Below are 24160 nucleotides of genomic sequence, written 5' to 3' on the forward strand. Positions count from 1 at the left end.
TGCCAGTGGGCCGAACAAATGTATAAGGTGCTCGTTTGATAAGCGGGCAGACCAACGCGAGCGAACCGACTGCATGAAACTCAAGATTCTAGGCGTTGCGGCGCTGTTGCTGTCTGGCGCCCCGGTGGCGCTGGCCGATGCGTTTACCGTTTCCGATATCCGTGTGGAGGGCCTCAAGCGGGTCTCGGCGGCGTCCGTATTCAATGCTTTTCCGGTCAGTGCCCGCGACTCCGTCGACGAGCGCGAGCTGGCCGAGGCAGCCAAGACGCTATTTGCGACCGGCCTCTTCGAGGACGTGCGTCTGGCTCGTGAGGGCGATGTACTGGTGGTAGAGGTTGACGAGCGACCCTTCATCACCGATCTCGAGATCACCGGCAACTCCCAGATCTCCGAAGAGGAGCTTCGCCAGGGGCTGCGCGATGCGGGGCTGGCAGAGGGCCAGGCGCTCCAGCGCTCGACGCTTGACGAGATGCAGCGCGAGCTCGAGCAGCTTTATCACGGCCAGGGCCGCTATAGCGCTCGTATCGATGCCGAGGTCGAGGAGATCGACGCGAGCCGAGTCCGCGTCAAGATCGATATCGACGAAGGCGCGGTGGCCAAGATTCGCCAGATCAACGTGGTCGGCAATCAGGCCTTCGATGACGACACCCTGCGCGATGTCTTCGAGCTCGAGGATCGTCCGAGCTGGTTCTTCGGCTGGTTCTCGAGCGACGAGTACTCCCGCCAACAGCTCTCCGGTGACCTAGAGCGGCTGCGCTCCTGGTACCTGGACCGCGGTTACGTCAACTTCGCGATCACCTCGACCCAGGTGTCGATCAGCCCCGACAAGTCGCGCATCTTCGTCACCGTCAACGTCGAGGAAGGCAAGCAGTACCGCCTGGGCGAGATCCACTTCGCCGGCGATCTGAAGATTCCTCCCTCCGAGGCGCGCAATCTGGTCGAGGCCACGCCCGGCGAGATATTCTCCCGCAGCGACATCACCGCCTCCTCCGAGGCGCTGCGCTCCCGTCTGGGCGCTGAGGGTTACGCCTTCGCCAGCGTCGAAGGGGTGCCGGAAATTACCGCCGACGGCGAGCGTGTCGACGTTACCTTCCAGGTCGACCCCGGCCGCCGCGCCTATGTGCGCCGGGTCGACTTCGTCGGCAACACCACCACCATGGACGAGGTGCTACGGCGCGAGATGATCCAGATGGAGGGCGCGCCGGCCTCCACCGAGCAGATCAGCCAGTCCCGTCAGCGCCTCGAGCGCCTGGGCTTCTTCAAGCAGGTCGATGTCGAGACGCGTCCGGTCGCCGGTGAGCCCGACCAGCTGGATGTGACCTACAACGTCGAGGAACAGCCGTCCGGCTCGATCTCGGCCAGTATCGGCTTTTCCCAGAGCGATGGCGTCATCTACGGCGCCTCCCTGTCCCAGAACAACTTCCTGGGGACCGGCAACCGGGTCAATATCGGTGCCCAGAAGGGCGATACCTACACCAGCCTCAATTTTGGCTTTACCGACCCTTACTGGACGCTGGACGGCATCTCGCGCGGCTATAACCTCTACTACCGCGAGACGGACTACGAAGACTCCGATATCTCGACCTATTCCACCGACTCGGTCGGCGGCAGCATCAACTTCGGCTACCCCATCGATGAAGTCACGCGTCTCAACTTCGGGGTCGGCGTCGAGCAGCTGGAAGTGCAGACCTATACCGATACGCCATCGGAGATCGTCCAGTACGTCGATGACGAAGGCGACAGCGCTCAGAGCTTCAAACTGACGGCAAGCTGGACCCGCAACAAACTCAATCGCGGTGTCATGCCCACGGCGGGTAACTACCAGCGTCTGTCGCTGGAGACGGCGGCACCGGGAAGCGATGCCATCTACTACAAGCTGCGCTACAAGGGCCAGCAGCTGTTTGCCCTCAATGACGCCTGGTCATTGAAGTTCGGTACCAACCTCGGCTATGCCGATTCACCGGGGAGTGATCCCTATCCGTTCTACGAGAACTTCCTGACCGGTGGCCTGGGATCGGTACGAGGCTTCACCTCCAGCACGCTTGGCCCGGCGACCACGCCGCGCAACAACGGTGACGACCAGACCCTGGGCGGTAACGTGCTGGTCAGCGGTTCAGCGGAACTGCTGTTCCCGGTGCCCTTCGTCGAGGATCAGCGCAGCGTTCAGTCGTCGCTGTTCATCGATGGCGGTAACACCTTCCTCACCGACTGCTATGCCGTGCTGCCCGCTGACAGGCCGTCCAACTGCAGCTCGGGTGTCGATCTGGCCGATCTACGTTACAGTGTGGGCCTGGGCCTTTCCTGGCTGACGCCGGTAGGGCCGCTGACCTTCAGCGTGGCCGAACCGCTCAACGACGAGAAAGGCGACGACACCCAGTTCTTCCAGTTCTCGCTGGGCCAGACGTTCTAGGTTCGCGGACGGATGCCAGATCACCGATCTCGAGGAGTTTTTACAAGATGCGCAAGTTGACCGGAGCCCTGTGCCTCGGCCTGTTCGCGGCCATGAGCACCCCTGCACTGGCCGCCGATATCGCCGTGCTGGATTGGCGCCAGGCCCTGCTGGAAAGCGATGACGCCCAGCAGTCGATGAACGAGCTGCAAAATCAGATCGGCAGTCAGCAGCAAGAGGCCGAGGCCCTGGGCCAGGAAGTCCAGCAGCTTCAGCAGCGCCTGCAGCGTGACGGCGCGACCATGTCCGAGTCGCAGCGCCAGGAGGCCGTGCAGGAACTGCAGGAAAAAGGCGGCCGCTTCCAGCAGCTGCGCAGCCAGGTTATTCAGGCGCGCCAGCAGTCGGAGCAGCAGTTCATGCAGCAGGCTCAGCCACGGCTCGAGAGTGCCGTGGATCAGATCATGGCGCGTCATGACATCGAGGTGCTGGTGGACCGCAACGGGGTCATCCAGGCCAAAGGCGACCTCCTCGACGTGACCGATGAGGTCACCGAGATTCTCAATTCGTCCAACTGAGGCCGGCGGCGCGCTCCGGCGCGCCGTCCGCGATGACCTGCGTCCATGACAATCGTCCAATATCCCACTTATACCCTCGATGAGCTCGCCGATCGCCTGAATGCGCGTGTGATCGGCGATGGCCAGCGCACCGTGAGCGGATTGGCGACGCTGAGCGATGCCGGTCCTCACGAGCTGACTTTCCTCGCCAACCGGGCCTATCTGAAGTATCTGCCCGCCACGAAGGCGGCAGCGGTGCTTCTGCACCCGGATCATGCCGAGGAGTGCCCCACGGCCTGTCTCACCCTCGACAATCCCTATCTGGGATATGCCGAGCTGTCACGCCTGTTCGACCCCCTGGCCGCGAGGTATCGGCCGGGGGTGCACGCCTCAGCGGTGATCGCCGAGAGCGCCAAGCTCGGTGACAACGTCGAGATCGGCCCCCAGGTGGTGATCGAAGACGGTGCGGTGATCGGCGATGACGTGGTCATCGGCCCGGGGAGCGTGGTCGGGGCTGACAGCGTGATCGGTGCCGGCTCGCGGCTGCACGCCCACGTCAGCGTCTGTCACGGCGTGGTGGTCGGCGAGCGGGTAGTGCTCAATAGCCACTGCGTGATCGGGGGTGACGGCTTCGGCTTCGCCCACGACGGCAGCCGCTGGCACAAGATCGCCCAGCTCGGCGGCGTGGTGCTGGGTAACGATGTCGAGGTCGGCAGCTGTTCCAGCATCGACCGCGGCGCGCTCGGTGACACCGTGATCGGTAACGATGTCAAGATCGATAGTCAGGTGCAGATCGCTCATAATGTCCAGATCGGCGATCATAGCGCTCTGGCTGGCTGCGTGGGCATTGCCGGTTCCACCAAGGTGGGCCGCCACTGCATGCTCGGTGGCGGTGTCGGGCTCTCCGGCCACCTGACTCTCTGTGATGGGGTGCAGGTCACCGGCATGAGCCTGGTCACCAACTCGATTCATGAGCCTGGGGTCTACTCTTCCGGTACCGGTTCGATGCGCAACGCTCTATGGCGCAAGAATGCGGTGCGCTTCAAGCAGCTGGATGAGCTCGCCAAGCGGGTGACCCGTCTGGAAAAGAAGTAGCCAGACGTTGAGTCGCCCCCGGCGAGCGCTATAATCCGCCCACCCTAATCATGGCGGCGGCCCTGCCGCCCCAGCATGCTCGCCTCCGGTTGAGCATTTTGTCATTTCAGAGGTCGCATCGATGGTAATGGACATCAACGAGATCCGTGAGTATCTCCCCCACCGCTACCCCTTCCTGCTGGTCGACCGGGTCATGGAACTCGAAAACGGTGCGCGCATCGTGGCCCACAAGAATGTCAGCATCAACGAGCCGTTCTTCAATGGCCATTTCCCGCATCATCCGATCATGCCGGGCGTGCTGGTCATCGAAGCGCTGGCTCAGGCCTGCGGTATTCTGGGCTTCAAGACCGTCAACAAGTTGCCCGCCGATGGCTACGTCTATTACCTCGTAGGCAGTGACAACGTGCGCTTCAAGCGCCCGGTGATGCCCGGCGACCAGCTGCGCCTCGAAGCCAACGTGATCCGTACCAAGCGCGGTATCTGGAAGTTTCAGTGTACCGCCAGCGTTGACGGCGAGGTGGCCTGCGAGGCCGATATCATCTGTGCCGAGAGGAAGGTCGCTTGATACATCCCACTGCTATCGTTGATCCAAAGGCGCGCCTCGCCGAGGACGTCGAAGTGGGCCCGTTCAGCGTGATTGGCCCCGACGTCGAGATCGGCGCCGGAAGCGTGATTGGCCCGCATGTGGTGGTCAAGGGGCCGACGGTGCTCGGTGAGCGCACGCGCATCTTCCAGTTCGCATCGGTTGGCGAGGACTGCCAGGACAAGAAGTACGCCGGCGAGCCGACGCGCCTGGTCATGGGCGACGACAACGTCATTCGCGAGGGCGTGACCCTGCATCGCGGTACCGTTCAGGACCGCGGCGAAACCACTATCGGCAGCCGTAACCTGTTCATGGCCTATGTGCATGTCGGCCACGACTGTGTGGTCGGCAACGACTGCATCCTGGCCAACCAGGTGACGCTTGCCGGCCACGTCACGCTTGGCGATGCCGCGATCATCGGCGGTTTGTCGGCGATCCATCAGTTCTGCCATTTCGGCACTCAGGCCATGGCAGGCGGTGGCTCGATCATCACCAAGGACACACCGGCCTATGTGATGATCAACGGCAACCCGGCCCAGCCGCATGGCCTCAATCTGGTGGGCCTCAAGCGTCGCGGCGTCTCCCGCGAGGCGATCAAGGCGCTTACCGAGTCCTACAAGATGGTCTATCGCAAAGGCCTGACCGTCGACCAGGCGCTTGCCGCGATCGATGCCGAATACGCGCTACCCGAAACCAAGATCTTCACCGATTCCATCCGCGTTTCCACCCGCGGCATCCTGCGCTAGGTCATGGCAGACACCTCTCAGGAGCAGCGCCCGCTGCGGGTCTACCTGGTGGCCGGAGAGCTCTCCGGTGATCTGCTGGGCGCAGGCTTGATGCGCGCGCTCAGGGCGCTGCATCCCGACATCGAGTTTCGTGGTGTCGGCGGGCCGCGCATGGCCAGCGAAGGGTTGGAGAGCCAGATTCCGCTCGAGCGGCTGGCCATCATGGGGCTGGTGGAAGTCCTTCGCCACCTTCCGGCGCTCTTTGGCTTTCGGCGCCAGCTCAGAGAAGACGCGCTCGCCTGGCAGGCCGACATCATGGTCGGTATCGACTACCCTGATTTCAATTTGCGGCTGGCGCGTCAGTTGCGAGACGCCGGTATGAAAACCGTTCATTACGTCAGCCCCTCGGTCTGGGCCTGGCGACAGGGGCGGGTCAAGGGTATTCGGGCCGCCGTTGATCGCATGTTGACGTTTTTGCCCTTCGAAGCCTCCTTCTACCAAGCCCATCAGGTGCCGGTTACCTTTGTCGGTCACCCTCTGGCGGAAGAGTTGCCGCTGGACGATGATCGCGAGGCGGCCCGAGAACAGCTGGCACTGCCCGAAGCGGCCCGGGTGCTGGCCGTCTTGCCCGGCTCTCGTCGCCAGGAAATTGCGTTCAATGCGCCCACGTTTCGTGATGCGGTTGCGCTGCTGCGACAGCGTGACCCGGAATTGCAGGTCGTGATCCCGGCGGCCAATGCCCAGCGGCGGGATGAACTGGCGGCATTGGGAATCGATCAGGCCGGCGGTTTTACGGTGCTGGATGGTGAGGCCTGGGCGGCCATGACGGCTGCGGACGCTGTCCTGTTGACGTCTGGCACCGCCGCACTGGAAGCCATGCTTTGTCATCGGCCGATGGTGGTGGCCTATCGCCATGGCCGGCTTACGCACTGGATGGCGCAGCGACTGGTCAAGACCCGCTGGATTTCGCTGCCCAACCTCATTGCGCAGGAAGACATCGTGCCGGAATTGATTCAGGAGGCAGCGACCTCCGAGGCGTTGGCCGACACCCTGTGGCCCATGCTTGAACGGCAGGCCGAACGCCGGCAGATCGAAGAGCGGTTCAAGGCCCTGCACGAAGCGCTGCAGTGCGGTGCCAGCGAGCGAGCGGCCAGAGCGGTACTCGAGGTAGCTGAGCATGGCTGAGAAAGTGCAATGGCCACCGCTGGTGATTGATTACCAGGGCGAGCGTCTGGCCGGTGTCGACGAGGTCGGCCGCGGCCCGCTGGTCGGCGCGGTCGTTGCGGCCGCGGTGATTCTCGACCCCGATCGGCCCATCGAGGGGTTGAACGATTCCAAGACGCTGACCGCGCGTCGCCGCGAGGCTCTGGACGCCGAGGTTCGTGCGAGGGCCTTGGCCTACTGCGTCGCTGAGGCCTCGCCGCTGGAAGTCGATCGACTCAACATCTACCATGCCACCCATCTGGCCATGCGACGCGCCATCGATGGCCTGGCGCCAGCAGCCGAATACCTGCTGGTAGACGGCAATCGCCTGCCGGGTCACCATCTGCCCGGCCAGCCCGTGGTCAAGGGCGATGCGCGCCACCCGGCCATCGCCGCCGCCTCGATTCTGGCCAAGGTGGCCCGGGATGCCCAGATGGTGGCCCTGGATGCCCGGCATCCTGATTACGGTTTCGCCCGCCATAAGGGCTATCCGACCAAGGAGCACCTAGCGGCACTGGAGCGCATGGGACCGCTGCCCGAGCACCGTCGCTCCTTCGCGCCGGTCAAGAAGCAGCTGGACCTGATCTAGTCGACGGCCGTTGCCGTGTCAGCCATGGCGCGTCGGTCCGACGCTCTTGAGTTGCTCGCCGGGGCCGTCCTCGATATCGCTCCTGATACCGCCCTCGACACTGCCTTTGAAATAGCCAAGCCACGAGTTCGCCATGACCCCTTCTTTCGTTCACCTTCGCGTGCATACCGAGTATTCCCTCGTCGACGGCCTGGTGCGCCTCAAACCGCTGGTCAAGCAGACGGCACAGGCGGGTATGCCGGCTCTGGCGATGACCGACGAGGCCAATCTGTTTGGCTTGGTGAAGGGCTACCGGGCGGCTCAGGGCGCCGGGCTCAAGCCGATCATCGGTGCCGACCTGTGGCTCAGCAACCCCCATGACGATGCGCACCCGTACCGGCTGACCCTGCTGGCCATGAATAGCGACGGCTATCGCAACCTCACGGAACTGATCTCGAAGGGGTGGATGGAAGGCCAGCGGCAGGGGCGGGCGATTCTCGACAAGGCCTGGGTGTTTGCCCAGAGCGAAGGGCTGATTGCGCTCTCTGGCGGTCGCGACGGCGAGATCGGCCGCCACCTGTTGAGTGAGCATGGCGATACCGCCCGCTCACTGCTTGCGGAATGGAATCGGTATTTCCCCGGGCGCTTTTATCTCGAACTCAATCGCACCTCGCGGCCCTTCGAGGAGGAATGCCTTCACCTGTCGGTCGAGCTTGCCGGCGAGACCAACACCCCGGTGGTGGCCACCAATGACGTGCGCTTCCTGGCCCGCGAGGATTTCTGGGCCCACGAGACGCGGGTCGCCATCGGCGAGGGCAAGGCGCTGGATGATCCGCGTCGCGAGCGCCGCTACAGCGAAGAGCAGTACCTCAAGAGCCCGCAGGAAATGGCCGAGCTGTTCGCGGATATCCCCGAGGCGCTGGAGAACAGCGTGATGATCGCCGCGCGCTGCAACGTCGACGTGCGGCTGGGGGAGATATTTCTGCCCGAGTTCGAGATTCCCGATGGCATGACCCAGGAGGAATTCTTCCGCAAGGTCTCCCACGATGGCCTCACCGAGCGCCTCGATGCCCTCTATCCGCGGGAGCGTTACCCCCGCGACGGTGACGATTGGGCGCCCATCGAACAGCGCTACCGGGAGCGGCTCGACTTCGAGCTCAACATCATTCTGCAGATGGGCTTCCCCGGCTACTTCCTGATCGTGATGGACTTCATTCAGTGGGCCAAGGACAACAACGTGCCGGTGGGGCCGGGCCGCGGCTCCGGTGCCGGCTCGCTGGTCGCCTATGCCCAGAAGATCACCGACCTCGACCCGATTCAGTATGACCTGCTGTTCGAGCGCTTCCTGAACCCCGAGCGTGTCTCGATGCCCGACTTCGACGTCGACTTCTGCATGGAGAAGCGCGACCGGGTCATCGACTACGTGGCCGAGCGCTACGGCCGCGACGCGGTCTCGCAGATCGTCACCTTCGGCACCATGGCCGCCAAGGCGGTGGTGCGCGACGTGGCCCGTGCCCAGGGCAAGCCCTACTCGTTGGGCGACAAGCTGTCCAAACTGATTCCCTTCGAGGTCGGCATGACCCTCGAGAAGGCCCACGAGCAGGAGGAGCCGCTGCGCGAGTACCTCGAGGCCGACGAGGAGGCCGCCGAGATCTGGGAGATGGCCCAGCGGCTCGAAGGCATTACCCGCGGTACCGGTAAGCACGCCGGCGGCGTAGTGATTGCACCGACCAAACTCACCGACTTCTCGCCGCTGCTGTGCGACGAGGAGGGCAACGGCCTGGTGGTGCAGTTCGACAAGAACGACATCGAGGAGGCCGGGCTGGTCAAGTTCGACTTCCTGGGCCTCCGCACGCTTACCATCATCGACTGGGCGCTGGAGATGGTCGACAAGGTGCGCGCCGTGGAAGGGCAGGGCCCGCTGAACATCGACACCATTCCGCTGGACGACGCCCCGACCTTCGACATGCTCAAGAAGGCCGAGACCACCGCGGTCTTCCAGCTCGAATCCCGGGGCATGAAGGAGCTGATCAAGCGCCTGCTGCCGGACTCCCTCGAGGACATGATCGCCCTGGTGGCGTTGTTCCGCCCCGGCCCGCTACAGTCGGGCATGGTGGATGACTTCATCAACCGTAAGCACGGCCGGGCCGAGATTTCCTACCCGCACCCGGACTATCAGCACGAGCTCCTCAAGCCGGTCCTCGGGCCCACCTATGGCATCATCCTCTATCAAGAGCAGGTGATGCAGATCGCCCAGGTGATGGCCGGCTACTCCCTGGGCCAGGCCGACATGCTGCGCCGCGCCATGGGCAAGAAGAAGCCCGAGGAAATGGCCAAGCAGCGCGCCGGCTTCATGGAGGGCTGTGCGGAAAACGGCATCGACAAGGATCTGGCCGGTAACATCTTCGACCTGGTGGAGAAGTTCGCCGGCTACGGCTTCAACAAGTCGCACTCGGCGGCCTACGCCCTGGTCTCCTACCAGACCGCTTGGCTCAAGGCCCATTACCCGGGGCCCTTCATGGCCGCGGTGATGTCCACCGAGATGGACAACCTCGACAAGGTGGTGCCGCTGATCGAGGAGTGCCGCCACCAGGGGCTGACCGTGACCCCGCCGGACGTCAACGTCGGCGGCTACAAGTTCACCGTCGATACCGAAGGCCGGGTGGTCTACGGTCTCGGTGCCATTCGCGGCGTCGGCGAGGGCCCGATCGGTGCCATCGTCGAGGCCCGCCAGGAGGGCGGGGCCTTCAGCGATCTCTTCGACTTCTGTCGTCGGGTCGATCCCAAGCGGATGAACAAGCGGACCCTCGAGGCGCTGATCCGCTCCGGGGCGCTCGACAATCTGGGGGCGGCCCGTGCGGTGCTCACGGCCTCCATGGAAGCGGCCCTGAAGGCGGCGTCTCAGAACCTGGCCAACCAGAACCAGGGCATGATGGACATGTTCGGCGAGGCCTTCAGCGAGCCCGAAGCGGGCGACGTCTATGCCGATTACCGGGGCGTGCGCGACTGGAGCGACAAGGAGCGCCTGGCCGGCGAGAAGGACACCCTGGGTCTCTATCTCACCGGACATCCGATCGACGAGTATGAGCAGGAGCTTGCGCGCTTCGTTTCGACGCGCATCAGCGAACTGCGGCCATCTCGTGAGCCCCAGCGGGTGGCTGGCCTGGTGGTGGCGATGCGCACCATGAAGTCCAAGCGCGGCGACACCATGGCCTTCGTGACCCTCGATGATCGCACCGGGCGTATCGAGGCCTCGTTGTTTGGCGATCTCTACGAGCGCCTGCGGGGCCGCCTGGAGGCCGATCAGGTGATGATCGTCGAGGGCGAAGTGTCCAGCGATGATTATTCCGGCGGCCTGCGCCTGCGGGGCAAGGAGGTCACGCCGATGGTCGAGGCCCGGGCCCGCTTCGGGCAAGCCGTCGAGCTGGCCGTTGATGGCGCCCAGGCCAACGGGAAGCTGATCGACAGCCTGCGGGACAGCCTGACGCCTTACCGTGACGCCAATGGCCTGCCCGTGCGCCTCAAGTATCGCAATGCCGAGGCCTCCGGCTGGCTGGAGCTTGACGAGGAGTGGAAGGTGGCGCCGTCGGACGAGCTGATGATCGCCCTGCGCGACGTTCAGGGCCAGGACGGCGTGCGCCTCAAGTACCGACGCTGACTCGGCTGGTTGGCGCAAGGCGAGGAGGTGCCTTGCGCCGGACTGACAAGCTGCGATAATGAGCGGCTATATTTCACTAGTTCCTTTTGAACGTTCCCGCGACAGCCGTGGCCTCCAGGCTGCCCCGATTGCTAACAAGCTGAAGCCTATGAACCCCAATTATCTGGATTTCGAACAGCCCATTGCCGAGTTGCAGGCGAAGATCGAGGAACTGCGGCTCGTCGGCAATGACAGCAAGATCAACATCAACGAAGAGGTCGCCAAGCTTCAGGAGAAGAGCAAGAAGCTCACCGAGTCGATCTTCAAAGACCTTACCGCCTGGCAGGTGTCCCAGCTCTCGCGTCATCCGCAGCGCCCATACACCCTCGACTATCTCGAGCACGTCTTTACCGACTTCGACGAGCTGCACGGCGATCGTCATTTCGCCGATGATGCGGCGCTGGTCGGCGGCGTGGCGCGCCTCGACGACAAGCCGGTGATGGTCATCGGCCATCAGAAGGGTCGCGACGTCAAGGAGAAGGTGCGCCGCAACTTTGGCATGCCGCGCCCCGAGGGCTATCGCAAGGCATGCCGCCTGATGGAGATGGCCGAGCGCTTCAAGATGCCAGTGCTGACCTTCATCGACACCCCCGGCGCCTATCCGGGCATCGATGCCGAGGAACGCGGCCAGTCGGAAGCCATCGCCTACAACCTGGCGGTGATGTCGCGGCTCAAGACACCGATCATCTCCACCGTGGTCGGCGAAGGTGGCTCCGGTGGCGCACTGGCCATCGGCGTCTGCGACGAACTGCAGATGCTGCAGTACTCCACCTACTCGGTCATCTCGCCGGAAGGCTGCGCCTCGATCCTGTGGAAGAGCGCCGAGCGTGCCTCCGAGGCGGCCCACGCCATGGGCATCACCGCCGAGCGTCTGCAGGAACTCGGCTTCGTCGATACCCTGATCAAGGAGCCGTTGGGCGGTGCCCACCGTCATCCGGCGGCAACCTCTGAGCGTATCAAGACCTCGCTGGTCGAGAGCCTCGATCGTTTGCAGAGCATGGATACCGATGCCCTGCTCGAGCGCCGCTATGCGCGCCTGATGAGCTACGGCGCCCCGGTCTGATCGATCAAAAAGGCCGCTTTTATTGAAGCGGCCTCTCAGTGCGGTGGACGCCTGATGCTCGAGGATGTGCAGAGGTCAATCGATGACGCCCTGGCGGAAACCCCGCCGGGGCGTTGCGTTTGGGTGGCCCTTTCGGGCGGGCTTGACTCGAGCCTGCTGCTGACGCTCGCCGCCCGTGCGACTCATCGTCATCCCCGTCCGCTTTATGCCTTGCACGTCGACCACGGCTTGCAGGCAGCATCGGCCGAGTTCGTGCGGCACTGCCGCCGGCTCTGCGGCCGCTTGGGGGTGCCGCTGTTCATCGAGCGGGTGAGTGTCGATCTGGCGGCCGGTCGCGGGCTCGAAGGTGCCGCCCGGCAGGCCCGCTATGGTGCCTTCGCCGCCCGGCTTAGCGACGGGGACACCCTGTGGCTCGCCCAGCATCGTCGCGACCAGGCGGAGACCTGGTTGCTGGCCGCGCTGCGCGGCAGCGGGATACGGGGGCTAGCGGCCATGCCCCGGGCGCGTGGCTGGGCTGGGAGTCGTATTGCGCGCCCCCTGCGTGACGTGCCGCGGATGCGCCTGGAGGACGCCGCTAAGGCGTTGGGCGTCGCCTGGGTCGAGGACCCGAGCAACGCGGATGAGGCGCTCGATCGTAACTTTCTTCGCCGGCGGGTGCTGCCGCTGCTCGAGTCTCGCTGGCCCCGCGCCGAGGCGAGCCTGGCCCGCAGCGCGACCCTTGCCGGCGAGGCGGATGATCTGCTCGCGGAGTTGGCGGTGCTGGATCTGGCCGCCTGCGGCAACGATCCCGGCCGGCTGGCGCTGCCGGCACTCAAGGCGCTGAGTGCGCCGCGTCGGCGCCTGTTGATTCGCTACGCCTGCCAACGCCTGGGGCTGCCCACTCCGCCGACAGCACGCCTGCGGGCCCTCGAGGCGCAGCTTACCGCGCGACGTGATGCCCAGGTGCAGGTCAGCTGGCCAGGCGCAGAGGCGCGTTGCTGGCGTGAGCGTCTCTATCTGCAGCGCCCCTTGGCCGACCTGCCAGCAGGCTGGCAGGTCGACTGGGATGGCCAGGCGGTACTGGAAACGCCGCTGGGAGAGCTTGCGCTGCGACTCGCGCGATGCCCCGCCGGTGGCCTTTCTGGAGAGAGTGCGCGCTACCGGGTGCGGGCGCGTCAGGGCGGCGAGGTGCTGCGCTTGGCCGAGCGCGGCCGGCGGGATCTCAAGCGGCTCTTGCAGGAAGCGAGCCTGCCGCCCTGGCGGCGACAGGGCCTGCTGGTGGTGTGGGATGGCGATACGGTGGCGGCGGTCCTCGACCCTCAGCAGCCAGGCGTGGTGGCCTGTGCAGCGGGCTATTGGGCCGAGGGCGAGGGCACCGTATCGCCAGCGCCGGGCGCCAGCGGCTAGCTGGCCGACACCTCGGCGGTATCCATGGTTTCGATGGCCAGCGTAAAGCCGGCGGCCCGCTGATATTCCTGTTCCTGCTCCAGGTCATTGACCAGCAGCGCCTGCTCGGCGAGTTCAGCGCTCAGTGACAGCGACAGCTGCTCGCCATCGGCGTCGAGGCGAAAGCCGGTCGGCGGGTGCTCCGGGCGGGAGTGATTGAGAATCACCGCCAGCCGCAGCAGCCGGGCCAGGCGGCTAAGCGTCGGTTGCACCGCGGCGGGCAGGGCGTCGAGCTCCTTGACCGGGAACTTGCGCCGGTGGGCCCGCACCAGGAATGCCAGGGCCTGCTGCTCGGGACGTGACAGCCCGGCAAGGTCGGAGTTGGCCAGCAGATAGGCGCCGTGGCGATGGAACTGGCTGTGGGAGATGGCAAGGCCGATCTCGTGAAGCTGGGCCGCCCAGTCGAGGAACTGAGCGTTGCTGGCGCTCAACTGCCAGGTGGGCACCACTTGCGTCAGACATTGCTTGGCGCTTGCGGCGACCTGGTCGGCCTGGCGGGCGTCGACCTGGTAGCGCCGGCGCAGCCCGTCGAGCGTCTGCAAGCGGGAGTCCTCGGCGGTGTTGCGTCCGATCATGTCGTAGAGCACCCCTTCGCGCAGGGCACCGTCGGAATAGCGCATCTGCTCGAGGCCGAAGGCCTCGAAGACCGCCGATAGCACCGCGATGCCGGCGGGGAAGACGCTGGCGCGATCTTCCTTGAGCCCGTCCATGGCGACCTTGTCGAGCCGCTTCATCTTGATCAGGCGCTTGCGTAGGGTGGCCAGGCTCTTGCGGTCGATGATGCCATCGGGCGCCTGGCCACTGGCGGCGAGCACCGACGCGGCGGCCTTGATGGTGCCGCTGGAGCCGACCGGGTCGGCCCAGCCCAGCTCCTCGAAGGGACGGCGAATGTTGGCCAACTCCGAGAGGGCGGCGAGCTCGGCCTTGCGAAAGCGTTTCTCGGAGATGTCGCCATCGGGGAAGAAGCGTTTGGTGAAGGTCACGCAGCCCATTTCCAGACTCTCGAGCGCCAGGGGCTCGAAGTTCTCGCCGATGATGAACTCCGTGGAGCCGCCGCCGATGTCGACGATCAGGCGCCGGCCGTGAACCTCGGCCAGGGCATGAGCCGCACCCAGATAAATCAGGCGGGCTTCCTCGCGCCCGGCGATGATCTCGATCTCATGGCCGAGCAATGCCTCGGCGCGTTCGATCAGCACCTGGCTGTTGGTCGCCGCGCGCAGCGCGTTGGTGCCCACCACCCTGAGCTGAGTGTTGGGCGTTTCCTCGAGAAAGGGCGCGAAGCGGGCCAGGCAGTCCAGGGCGCGCTGCATGGCGTCTTCGCTCAGGGCGCCTTCGTCATCGAGACCCGCGCCCAGTTGGACCTTCTCACCGAGCTTGGCCACGACCTGCAACTGACCGTCGACGTTATTGGCGACCAGCAGATGAAAACTGTTGGAGCCAAGGTCGATGGCCGCCAGACGCTGGGGCGCTTGGGGATCGTCAGGCGTGTCGCCGAAGCCCGGAGAGTTGTTCATGAAAAGGTTCCTCGGTGTCACTTGGCCCCAAGGTTGCGGTCCGCCCCGGGGGTTGTCAATCGCCGCCATGGTGGCGAAGCGTTACTGGGGCTTGCGTTTGCCGATTCGCTTGACTACCATCGAGTCGTTCGCCTGTTCCGAATACTTCCCGACTGCTTCACGGTGACCGCTAAACGGCATCTCACGCCGCGGTCAAACTCCAAGTCGTCAGTCAGCCCGCTGATTCCTTACGATGACGCTTCGCCATCATGACTAGCTATTCAGGCGACACGAATACGGCTACATGAACAGCGCTTCCCTCTTAGTTCGATATCGTCCATGGCTTCCCCGCAAGCAGCGGTCGGCTGATCATATCTCGAGAGTGGATGTCCCAGGGCTCTGAACGCACCACGCGGCGCATCGTCACCGCCTCCTGTCGTTTTCCGGCTTCGTTGCCACGCTGACACGAGCTATTTCTGATCAAACCGATGAATCTTACCGAACTCAAGCAAAAGACCGTGCCGGAACTGCTGGATATCGCCCAAGAAATGGGGATCGATAATCTGGCCCGCTCGCGCAAGCAGGACATTATCTTTGCCATCCTCAAGAAGCACGCCAAGAGCGGCGAGGACATCTATGGCGATGGTGTACTGGAGATTCTCCAGGATGGCTTCGGCTTTCTGCGCAGCGCCGACTCTTCCTATCTCGCCGGTCCCGATGACATCTACGTCTCGCCGTCTCAAATTCGTCGTTTCAACCTGCGCAAGGGTGATTCGATTGCCGGCAAGATTCGTCCACCCAAGGAAGGTGAGCGTTATTTCGCCCTGTTGAAGGTCAACGAGATCAATTTCGACCGGCCGGAAAACGCCAAGCACAAGATCCTGTTCGAGAACCTCACTCCGCTGTTCCCTCAGGAACGCATGGTGATGGAGATCGGCAACGGTTCCACCGAGGATCTGACGTCGCGCATCATCGACCTGACGGCCCCCATCGGCAAAGGCCAGCGCGGCCTGATCGTCTCGCCTCCCAAGGCGGGTAAGACGCTGATGCTGCAGAACATCGCGACCTCGATCACGCGTAACAACCCCGAGTGCCACCTGATCGTGCTGCTGATCGACGAGCGTCCGGAAGAGGTGACCGAAATGTCCCGCACCGTGCGTGGCGAGGTCGTGGCCTCTACCTTCGATGAGCCGCCGGCACGCCACGTGCAGGTCGCCGAGATGGTGATCGAGAAGGCCAAGCGCCTGGTCGAGCACAAGAAGGACGTGGTGATCCTGCTGGACTCCATCACCCGTCTGGCCCGCGCCTACAACACCGTGGTGCCGTCTTCCGGCAAGGTGCTGACCGGCGGTGTCGATGCCCACGCCCTCGAGAAGCCCAAGCGCTTCTTCGGTGCCGCGCGCAACATCGAGGAAGGTGGCAGCCTGACCATCCTCGCCACCGCGCTGGTCGACACCGGCTCCAAGATGGACGAGGTGATCTTCGAGGAGTTCAAGGGGACCGGTAACATGGAAGCCCACCTCGACCGCAAGCTGGCCGAGAAACGGGTCTATCCGGCGATGAACATTCGTCGCAGTGGTACCCGCCGCGAGGATCTGATCGCCTCCGAGGATGAAATGCAGCGCATGTGGATCCTGCGCAAGCTGCTCAACCCGATGGACGACGTGGCGGCCACCGAGTTCCTGATCGATCGCCTGAAGGACACCAAGACCAACCTCGAGTTTTTCGAGGCAATGAAGCGGCGCTGAAGCCAGTCGTCAGGCCCGGCGACGGCTGGGCCTGAATCGCTAATGAGTCCGAGGGGCGGCATGCTATGCTGCCCCTTTTGTCGTTTTGGGAGCGCAACAACCGCATGAAGTATAAAGACTTGCGTGAGTTTATCGCCGCCCTGGAAGCGCAGGGAGAACTCCAGCGGGTGACCGCCGAGGTGGACCCTTACCTCGAGATCACCGAGATCTGTGACCGCACGCTCAAGGCCGGCGGCCCGGCGCTCCTGTTCGAGAACGTCAAGGGCCATGACATGCCGCTGCTGGGCAATCTGTTCGGTACGCCGCGGCGAGTAGCCCTGGGCATGGGCCAGGAGTCGGTGAGTGCCCTGCGCGAGGTAGGCAAGCTGCTGGCCTTCCTCAAGGAACCCGATCCCCCCAAGGGCTTTCGCGATGCCTGGGAGAAGCTGCCGATCTTCAAGCAGGTGATGAGCATGGGGCCCAAGGTCCTGCGCAAGGCGCCGGTGCAGGAGGTGGTGCTCGACGGCGAGGCGGTGGATCTCGACCGCATTCCCATCCAGCACTGCTGGCCTGGCGATGCCGCGCCGCTGGTCACCTGGGCGCTGGTGGTCACCAAGGGGCCCGACAAGGAGCGTCAGAATCTCGGTATCTATCGCCAGCAGAAACTCTCCAAGAACCGCCTGATCATGCGCTGGCTTTCCCATCGCGGCGGCGCGCTGGATTTCCAGGAATTCCAGCGGGCGCATCCCGGCGAGCCCTTCCCGGTGGCGGTGGCGTTGGGGGCCGATCCGGCGACCATCCTCGGCGCGGTGACTCCGGTGCCGGACACGCTCTCCGAGTACGCCTTCGCCGGGCTGCTCAGGGGGTCGCGCACCGAGCTGGTCAAGTGCGGCCATGCTGACCTGAATGTGCCGGCCTCCAGCGAGATTATTCTCGAAGGCTTCATCTATCCCGACGACATGGCACCCGAGGGCCCTTACGGCGATCACACCGGCTATTACAACGAAGTCGAGCATTTCCCGGTCTTCACCGTCGAGCGCATCACCCATCGCCGCGACCCTATTTATCATTCGACCTATACCGGTCGGCCGCCCGACGAGCCCGCGATCCTGGGCCTCGCCCTCAACGAGGTCTTCGTGCCGATCCTGCGCAAGCAGTTTCCGGAAATCGTCGACTTCTATCTGCCGCCGGAGGGTTGCTCTTACCGCATGGCGGTGGTGACGATGAAGAAGCAGTACCCGGGCCATGCCAAGCGGGTGATGATGGGGGTGTGGAGCTTCCTGCGCCAGTTCATGTACACCAAGTTCGTGGTGGTTCTCGATGACGACGTCGATGCCCGCAACTGGGAAGACGTGATCTGGGCCATCACCACTCGCATGGACCCGGCCCGTGATACGGTGATGGTCGAGAACACGCCCATCGACTATCTGGACTTTGCTTCGCCCAGTGCCGGACTCGGCTCCAAGATGGGCCTGGATGCGACCAACAAGTGGCCGGGCGAGACCGACCGCGAATGGGGCGAGCCGATCGTCATGGACGCGGCCATCAAGTCGCGGGTCGATGATCGCTGGGCCGAGCTCGGGATCACCCTGCCGGCGGGCCCCGCGCCACGCTCCTGACGCTTCTAACTACGCCCATGCTCCTGACAACGAGAGGCGCTTATGACCGCAAGGACTCTGACCTGCCAAGTGACGGCGGTGGAGGATCTCAATCCCGATGTCTTTCGGGTACGCCTGGAAGGGCGCCCCGAGGCCATGGCACATGCTCCGGGCCAGTACCTGGAGCTGGCGCTGGACGACGAGACCTGGGTGCCGTTCTCGATCGCCAATGCTCATGCCGGCGACGGCTCACTCGAACTGCATATCCAGCACTGGCCCGAGCGCTCCAATTCGGCGCGTCTGCGTGAGCTCATGCAGCACGCCGCGAACCTGACGCTGCGCCTGCCAAGCGGCGACTGTGTGCTGGATCCCGACAGCCGCCGCCCCTTGCTGCTGGTGGCCGCCGGCACCGGCTTCGCGCAGATGAAGGCGATCATCGAGGCGGCGCTGCACGCTGACCCCGAGCGCGAGATTGACCTGTGGTGGGCGGCCAAGGAGCGTCGCGAGTTCTATCTGGAGAGCCTGGCCCGGGAGTGGGTCGCCCGCTACCCGAACCTGACCTTCCATGGGGTCAGCGAGCAGGGCATGAGCGACGACTTTGTCGATCAACGTATCCACGGGCATGCCGGTCGTATCGACGCCGCCCTGGGGGAGGCCCTGGACGATGTCGATGTCTCGGGCCACGACGTTTATCTTTCGGGGTCGCCGGGCATGGTTTATGCCTGCGTCGATGTGCTGGCCTCACTGGGGCTCGAACCCACGCGCGTGTTCTCGGATGTCTTCGCCTATGCGCCGCGTGATCCCTTGGTGCCCACCGTGGGCAGCCTGGTGAGGGCCGACGGAGCATGAGCAGCGCGCCGATCCTGATCACCGGCGGGGCGCAGCGGCTGGGCCGTCACTGTGCCGAGCGCCTGATCGATGACGGCCACCCGGTCATCATCAGCTACCGTCGCGAGCGTCCCGAACTCGAGGCCCTGCGCGAGAAGGGTATCGTCACTCTGGCCGCGGATTTCTCCAGCGAAGCCGGCATTCTCGACTTCATCGCAAGGCTCAAGGCCACGACGCCTGCGCTGCGGGCGATCGTCCACAACGCCAGCGACTGGGCGCCGGATAGCCGCGGCGACGATGCCGGTGCCAGTTTCGAGCGTCTGTTTCGGGTCCATATGCAGGCGCCGTACCTGATCAATCTGCATGCGCAGGCGCTGCTCGAGGCGGGGGACGAGCCGCTAGCCGACATTGTGCACATGACCGACTATGTGGCGGTCAAGGGCTCGAAGAAGCACGCCGCCTATGCGGCGACCAAGGCCGGGCTCGACAACCTGACGCTGTCATTCGCCGCCATGTACGCGCCGCGCATCCAGGTCAACGCCATTGCGCCGGCGATGATCATGCTCAACGAGGGTGACGATGAGGCCTACGCCGAAAAGGCCAGGGCCAAGTCGGCCATGCAGATGATCCCTGGCCCTGGGGTGATCTATGAGAGCCTGCGCTATCTGCTCGATAATCGCTTCGTTACCGGCGTGACCCTGCCGGTCGATGGTGGGCGACACCTGCGCTAGACTCTGACTATCGGCTGACGCCCCTTGAGGTCACGCATGGCTGAGCATGATCCTAACTTCAAAGACGACTCGGGGTTTCTGACCCTGTTTCTCGGGGTCGTCGTGCTGGTCGGCATGGCCGGCCTGCCGGCAACCATCGCCTGGGCCCAGTACTTTGGTTGAGAGCACTTCGGCTGAGAGTACTTTGCCTGAGAGCGCTTTGGCTGAGAGTGCTTCGGCTTAGAGCGCTTTGGGCCGAGCGCTGACGCCAGGCATCCAGGCGCTGTCGGTGAGACGGAGCCTGAAAGCGGCCGACGTGGTCCTCAGGCTTATGGCATAGCCTGTCGACACAGGCCCGTATCCCCTCTGACGGGCTTGCCAAGTCCGTCAGGGTGTGTAGGATGAAACTTCGTCATTAGCAACACCGTCATCAGTAATACAGTTTTTAGAAACGCAGTTACCCGGCACCTTGACCCGAACCCAAAGCAGACAGCCGACATCCCATGACCCATTCCACGCTTGAACCCAATACTGCTCGCATCGCCCTCCCGGGCGAGGCGCGCGGCATGGCGTACCAGCCTGTGGGCGGGCTTGAGACCGGCGCTTGGCAAGGGTTCTGGAGCTATTGGTTTAGCGCCGGCGTGCCGGTGGCCAGGTCTCACTGACCCACGCCACGAGGTACGCCCCACTCAGGGTTGCCTCCGATGTCTTGAGACCCCCGGTCGGCAACCCGACCGGGGGTTTTCGTTTCTGGATGCTTTGACCTCACATACAGGGCCTCAGGCCCACAAGGAAGAGACGCGATGTTCGACCGCCATTCAGCTTTTGCCATGACCCTATCGCCCCGCTACCCGAGCGCGTATGGCTATTGGCGATTTAGCGATGCCAGGTCGGCACAATCCGCCACCTCCGACCGGCATGCCCTTGGTGGCCTCACGACTCGACGCCAATCGCCTAGCCGGAGCCTTACCCCATGAATGCCAGTCTTTCTGCCCTAGATACCCTTGCTGACACCGCCGCCATCGAAACCGGTGCCGGTACTCCCGAAGACAGCCCGCGTGCCGCCGCCTCAGCTCAGGTAGTCGATACTCGCGCTGAGGCCGCGCCGGCCCCTACACACGCGGAAAGTGCCCTGCCAACCCCCGCTGAGCTGCGCCACGAGCTGCCGCTGTCGCCGGCCTTGGCCGAGCGAGTCGAGGGTCAGCGCGAGGCCATTCGCGCCATTCTCGACGGCCGCGACGATCGCCTGCTGGTCGTGGTGGGCCCCTGCTCGATCCATGATCCCAAGGCCGCCCGTGATTATGCCGAGAGACTTGCGGCCTTGGCCCATCAGCTCGAAGACCGCCTGCTGCTGGTGATGCGGGTCTATGTCGAGAAGCCGCGCACCACCGTGGGCTGGAAGGGGCTCGCCTACGACCCTGGCCTCGAGGGCGCCGACGACATGGCCACTGGCCTGACCCTATCTCGGTCGCTGATGCGCGAAATCGTGGCATTGGGCCTGCCGGTCGCCACCGAGCTTCTGCAGCCGATGCTGGCGCCCTACCTCGATGACCTGCTGGCCTGGACGGCGATCGGCGCGCGCACCACCGAATCCCAGATCCACCGTGAACTGGCCAGCGGCCTCGGCGCCGTGGTCGGCTTCAAGAACGGCACCGATGGCGGCGTTCAGGTGGCCATCGATGCCATTCGCGCCAGTGCCCACCCGCACCATCACCCAGCCATCGCCGCCGATGGCCGCCCGGTGATGCGCCGTACGCCGGGGAACCCTCATACCCACGTCGTGCTGCGTGGCGGGCATGGCGAGCCCAATTTCCGGGCGCCGGAAGTGGCCGCCTGTCGTCGGGCGCTGCAGGAGGCGGGGCTGGCGCCTCGGATCATGGTCGACTGCAGTCATGCCAATTCGCGCAAGGACCATCGGCGTCAGGGCGAGGTGCTGCTCGATGTGCTGGGCCAGCGCCTGGCCGGCGATACCGGCCTGGTCGGGGTGATGCTGGAGAGCCATCTTCACGAAGGCAAACAGCCCTTGAAGCCCGGCGCGCTGCGCTACGGCGTCTCGGTAACCGATGCCTGCCTGGGCTGGGAGACCACCGAACATTTGCTGGTGACGGCTGCCGAGCGGTTGCGGGACGCCTGATTCGTCTCAGTGTGTTGACGCAACATCCTGGAGAGACGCCAGACACAAGAACGCCGGGCCCAGGCCCGGCGTTCTTGTGTCGGTGCAAGGCATCCGCCTTTGGGGTGATGCTGCCTTGCATTGCCTATGCCTGACTTATGCCTTGGTGGCGTAAGCGTAGAGCAGGGTCTCCTGGACGCTGATCGGCGCGCTATCGCCGACTTCCTGCTTGATGTAGCTGCCGTCGGACTGCAAGAGCCAGCTCTGGCAGTTATCGACCAGATAGGTTTCCAGGTCCTTACGCACTCGGGCGGCAATTTTCTTGTCGAGGAAGGGGAAGCAGGTCTCGACCCGATGGAACATGTTGCGGGCCATGAAGTCTGCGCTCGAGCCCCATAGTTCTGGCTTGCCGCCATTGTGGAAGTAGAACACCCGGGTGTGTTCGAGGAAGCGTCCGATCACCGAGCGTACCCGTATGTTGTCGGAAATTCCCGGGATGCCGGGGCGCAGGCAGCACATGCCGCGGATGATCAGGTCGCACTCGACGCCTGCTTGCGAGGCGCGGTAGAGCGCACGGATCAGCTGCGGTTCGGTCAGCGAATTGCACTTGATGATCAGGTGGCCGCGCTTGCCTTTCTCGGCATTCTTGGCCTCCCGGTCGATCATTTCCACCATCTTGGGATGCAGGGTGAAGGGCGCGTGCAGTAGCGTTTCGATCTTGCGGGCCTGCCCCATGCCGGAGAGCTGCTGGAAGACCTTGTGGACGTCTTCGCACAGCGTCGGGTTGGCGGTTAGCAGGCTGTAATCGGTGTACAGTTTGGCGGTCTTGGAATGGTAGTTGCCCGTCCCCAGATGCGCGTAGTAGCAAAGATCGCCCTTTTCGCGGCGCACGATGTGGATCATCTTGGCGTGGGTCTTATAGGCCATCACGCCATAGATGACGATGGCGCCGGCCTCCTGCAGCCTCGAGGCCAGGGTCAGATTGTCGGCCTCGTCGAAGCGGGCCCGTAGCTCGATCACCACCGTGACTTCCTTGCCGTTACGCGCCGCTTCCACCAGGGCGCTGACGATCGGGGAGTCGGCACCGGTTCGATAAAGGGTCTGCTTGATCGCCAGTACCGCCGGGTCGCGAGCGGCTTCGGCGAGCAGGTCCTCGATGGGCTTGAAGGACTGGAAGGGATGGTGGAGCAGGATGTCCTGGCTACTAATGGCGTCGAACAGGCTGCCGCTCTTGTTGAGGGGCTTGGGTACGCCGGGCGTAAAGGGACGATAGCTGAGGTCGGGGCGATCGATATCACTCAGCACCGCCATCATACGCGTCAGGTTGACCGGGCCGTGGACCCGGTACAAGTCGGCTTCCTCGAGCTCGAACTGCTTGAGCAGGAAGGCTGAGAGGTCATCCGGGCAGTTGTCGGCGACTTCCAGTCGCACGCCGCTGCCATAGCGCCGGGCCAGCAGCTCGCCGCGTAGCGCCGTGGCCAGGTCGGAGACCTCTTCCGGGTCGACGGCCAGGTCGGCGTTGCGGGTCAGGCGGAACTGATAGCAGCCGCGCACCTTCATGCCCGGGAAGACCTCCTGGGCATGGGCGTGGATCATCGAGGACAGGAACACATACTCGGTGAAACCTTCGGCGCAGAGTCCGTCGGGCAGCGCGATCACGCGCGGCAGCGAGCGCGGTGCCGGCAGGATGGCCAAGCCCCCCTCACGGCCGAAGGCATCCTTGCCTTCCAGCTCGACGATGAAATTGAGGCTCTTGTTGACCAGCCGCGGGAAGGGGTGGGAGGGGTCCAGCCCGATGGGGCTGATCACCGGCACGATCTCTTCCTCGAAGTAGTCCTTGACCCAGTTGGCCTGGGCCTCGCTCCAGTCGTCTCGGCGACGGAAACGCAGGCCCTTTTCTTCCAGCGCCGGGATCAGCTGTTCGTTGAGTATCTGGTACTGGCGTTCGACCTGGGCATGGGCGATCTGGGAAATTTCATCAAGGATAGAACGGGGCAGACGACCGTCAGCCCCGGTATCGTCGTTGCCCAGCATCAACTGGTGCTTGAGGCCCGCGACGCGAATCTCGAAGAACTCGTCCATGTTGGAGGAGAATATCAGCAGGAACATCACCCGGTTCAGCAGCGGGTGCGATGGGTCGAGGGCCTGCTCGAGCACGCGAATGTTGAACTGGAGGTGCGACAGTTCGCGATTGAAGTACAGGCGCGGGTCGCTGAGGTCGGCCTCGGGGTCTGGCACCACCTTGGCCTGAATGCCGGTGCGGGTCCGGTTGACCCGCAGCGGTGGCGCTTCGGCGGAGCTATTCTCGTCGAAAGCTGTCTCGGGCAGCGCGCTACCGATATCAGGGGTGCGAGAGTCTTCCATCTTGCCTCCGGAAAGCCAAGGAAGG

18 protein-coding genes are annotated in these 24160 nt (G+C 64.2%); 16 read left to right on the forward strand and 2 right to left on the reverse strand.

Features of this window, described 5'->3' with window-relative positions:
- The first annotated feature begins 73 nt into the window (after positions 1-73).
- From bamA to tilS, 10 genes are all read left to right on the forward strand, one after another.
- Positions 74-2410: an outer membrane protein assembly factor BamA gene (gene bamA, locus BLR71_RS02815; protein WP_092522943.1), complete on the forward strand. Its 2337-nt coding sequence runs from the start codon at positions 74-76 to the stop codon at positions 2408-2410.
- A 47-nt stretch (positions 2411-2457) separates the two neighbouring features.
- Positions 2458-2964, forward strand: a complete 507-nt coding sequence (locus BLR71_RS02820; protein WP_092522945.1) for an OmpH/Skp family outer membrane protein — start codon at positions 2458-2460, stop codon at positions 2962-2964.
- A 45-nt stretch (positions 2965-3009) separates the two neighbouring features.
- Positions 3010-4038 (forward strand): UDP-3-O-(3-hydroxymyristoyl)glucosamine N-acyltransferase, encoded by a 1029-nt coding sequence (lpxD, locus tag BLR71_RS02825; RefSeq protein WP_092522947.1) that lies wholly within the window; start codon positions 3010-3012, stop codon positions 4036-4038.
- Positions 4039-4159: 121 nt separating this feature from the next.
- Positions 4160-4603, forward strand: a complete 444-nt coding sequence (gene fabZ / locus BLR71_RS02830) for a 3-hydroxyacyl-ACP dehydratase FabZ (RefSeq protein WP_092522949.1) — start codon at positions 4160-4162, stop codon at positions 4601-4603.
- Positions 4600-5367 carry an acyl-ACP--UDP-N-acetylglucosamine O-acyltransferase gene (lpxA, locus tag BLR71_RS02835; RefSeq protein WP_092522951.1) on the forward strand — a complete coding sequence of 256 codons (768 nt, stop codon included), beginning with the start codon at positions 4600-4602 and terminating at the stop codon, positions 5365-5367. Before fabZ ends, lpxA begins: the two co-directional genes overlap by 4 nt.
- Before the next feature lie 3 nt (positions 5368-5370).
- Positions 5371-6531 carry a lipid-A-disaccharide synthase gene (gene lpxB / locus BLR71_RS02840; protein ID WP_092522953.1) on the forward strand — a complete coding sequence of 387 codons (1161 nt, stop codon included), beginning with the start codon at positions 5371-5373 and terminating at the stop codon, positions 6529-6531.
- On the forward strand, positions 6524-7138 hold the full coding sequence (gene rnhB, locus BLR71_RS02845; protein ID WP_092522955.1) for a ribonuclease HII: 615 nt from the start codon (positions 6524-6526) through the stop codon (positions 7136-7138). The genes lpxB and rnhB overlap by 8 nt, the downstream gene beginning before the upstream one ends.
- Before the next feature lie 133 nt (positions 7139-7271).
- On the forward strand, positions 7272-10775 hold the full coding sequence (gene dnaE / locus BLR71_RS02850) for a DNA polymerase III subunit alpha (RefSeq protein WP_092522957.1): 3504 nt from the start codon (positions 7272-7274) through the stop codon (positions 10773-10775).
- 148 nt (positions 10776-10923) lie between these two features.
- Positions 10924-11877, forward strand: a complete 954-nt coding sequence (locus BLR71_RS02855; RefSeq protein WP_092523555.1) for an acetyl-CoA carboxylase carboxyltransferase subunit alpha — start codon at positions 10924-10926, stop codon at positions 11875-11877.
- Between the two features lie 54 nt (positions 11878-11931).
- Complete coding sequence (gene tilS, locus BLR71_RS02860) at positions 11932-13263, forward strand: tRNA lysidine(34) synthetase TilS (protein WP_092522959.1); 1332 nt, start codon at positions 11932-11934, stop codon at positions 13261-13263.
- On the opposite strand, the gene ppx is transcribed toward tilS, so the two are convergent.
- On the reverse strand, positions 13260-14816 hold the full coding sequence (gene ppx, locus BLR71_RS02865; protein WP_092522962.1) for an exopolyphosphatase: 1557 nt from the start codon (positions 14814-14816) through the stop codon (positions 13260-13262). The two genes, tilS and ppx, sit on opposite strands and share 4 nt — an antisense overlap.
- A gap of 467 nt (positions 14817-15283) precedes the next feature.
- Between ppx and rho the strand changes: the two genes are divergently transcribed.
- The 6 genes from rho (at position 15284) to BLR71_RS02890 (ending at position 21792) form a co-directional block, all read left to right on the forward strand.
- Complete coding sequence (gene rho / locus BLR71_RS02870; RefSeq protein ID WP_092522964.1) at positions 15284-16543, forward strand: transcription termination factor Rho; 1260 nt, start codon at positions 15284-15286, stop codon at positions 16541-16543.
- A gap of 104 nt (positions 16544-16647) precedes the next feature.
- Positions 16648-18141 (forward strand): 4-hydroxy-3-polyprenylbenzoate decarboxylase, encoded by a 1494-nt coding sequence (gene ubiD / locus BLR71_RS02875; RefSeq protein WP_092523556.1) that lies wholly within the window; start codon positions 16648-16650, stop codon positions 18139-18141.
- 42 nt (positions 18142-18183) lie between these two features.
- Positions 18184-18969 (forward strand): NAD(P)H-flavin reductase, encoded by a 786-nt coding sequence (locus tag BLR71_RS02880; RefSeq protein WP_092522965.1) that lies wholly within the window; start codon positions 18184-18186, stop codon positions 18967-18969.
- Positions 18966-19679, forward strand: coding sequence for a dihydromonapterin reductase (gene folM, locus BLR71_RS02885; protein ID WP_092522967.1), 714 nt, complete (start codon positions 18966-18968; stop codon positions 19677-19679). The genes BLR71_RS02880 and folM overlap by 4 nt, the downstream gene beginning before the upstream one ends.
- A 36-nt stretch (positions 19680-19715) precedes the next feature.
- Entirely contained in the window at positions 19716-19841 is a 126-nt protein-coding gene (locus tag BLR71_RS17985; RefSeq protein WP_281241746.1) for a hypothetical protein, read from the forward strand.
- A gap of 790 nt (positions 19842-20631) precedes the next feature.
- Positions 20632-21792, forward strand: coding sequence for a 3-deoxy-7-phosphoheptulonate synthase (locus BLR71_RS02890; protein WP_092522968.1), 1161 nt, complete (start codon positions 20632-20634; stop codon positions 21790-21792).
- A gap of 135 nt (positions 21793-21927) precedes the next feature.
- On the opposite strand, the gene ppk1 is transcribed toward BLR71_RS02890, so the two are convergent.
- Positions 21928-24135 carry a polyphosphate kinase 1 gene (gene ppk1 / locus BLR71_RS02895; protein WP_092522970.1) on the reverse strand — a complete coding sequence of 736 codons (2208 nt, stop codon included), beginning with the start codon at positions 24133-24135 and terminating at the stop codon, positions 21928-21930.
- Positions 24136-24160 lie beyond the last annotated feature (25 nt).

The organism is Onishia taeanensis (assembly GCF_900100755.1).
Taxonomy (GTDB): domain Bacteria; phylum Pseudomonadota; class Gammaproteobacteria; order Pseudomonadales; family Halomonadaceae; genus Onishia; species Onishia taeanensis.

Coding starts and splice junctions, on each gene's coding strand:
- ppx (WP_092522962.1), bottom strand. CDS start 14,816: ATGAACAACTCTCCGGGCTTCGGCGACACGCCTGACGATCCCCAAGCG.
- BLR71_RS02880 (WP_092522965.1), top strand. CDS start 18,184: ATGACCGCAAGGACTCTGACCTGCCAAGTGACGGCGGTGGAGGATCTC.
- folM (WP_092522967.1), top strand. CDS start 18,966: ATGAGCAGCGCGCCGATCCTGATCACCGGCGGGGCGCAGCGGCTGGGC.
- lpxD (WP_092522947.1), top strand. CDS start 3,010: ATGACAATCGTCCAATATCCCACTTATACCCTCGATGAGCTCGCCGAT.
- ppk1 (WP_092522970.1), bottom strand. CDS start 24,135: ATGGAAGACTCTCGCACCCCTGATATCGGTAGCGCGCTGCCCGAGACA.
- BLR71_RS02890 (WP_092522968.1), top strand. CDS start 20,632: ATGAATGCCAGTCTTTCTGCCCTAGATACCCTTGCTGACACCGCCGCC.
- rho (WP_092522964.1), top strand. CDS start 15,284: ATGAATCTTACCGAACTCAAGCAAAAGACCGTGCCGGAACTGCTGGAT.
- BLR71_RS17985 (WP_281241746.1), top strand. CDS start 19,716: ATGGCTGAGCATGATCCTAACTTCAAAGACGACTCGGGGTTTCTGACC.
- rnhB (WP_092522955.1), top strand. CDS start 6,524: ATGGCTGAGAAAGTGCAATGGCCACCGCTGGTGATTGATTACCAGGGC.
- BLR71_RS02820 (WP_092522945.1), top strand. CDS start 2,458: ATGCGCAAGTTGACCGGAGCCCTGTGCCTCGGCCTGTTCGCGGCCATG.
- ubiD (WP_092523556.1), top strand. CDS start 16,648: ATGAAGTATAAAGACTTGCGTGAGTTTATCGCCGCCCTGGAAGCGCAG.
- fabZ (WP_092522949.1), top strand. CDS start 4,160: ATGGTAATGGACATCAACGAGATCCGTGAGTATCTCCCCCACCGCTAC.
- BLR71_RS02855 (WP_092523555.1), top strand. CDS start 10,924: ATGAACCCCAATTATCTGGATTTCGAACAGCCCATTGCCGAGTTGCAG.
- tilS (WP_092522959.1), top strand. CDS start 11,932: ATGCTCGAGGATGTGCAGAGGTCAATCGATGACGCCCTGGCGGAAACC.
- dnaE (WP_092522957.1), top strand. CDS start 7,272: ATGACCCCTTCTTTCGTTCACCTTCGCGTGCATACCGAGTATTCCCTC.
- bamA (WP_092522943.1), top strand. CDS start 74: ATGAAACTCAAGATTCTAGGCGTTGCGGCGCTGTTGCTGTCTGGCGCC.
- lpxB (WP_092522953.1), top strand. CDS start 5,371: ATGGCAGACACCTCTCAGGAGCAGCGCCCGCTGCGGGTCTACCTGGTG.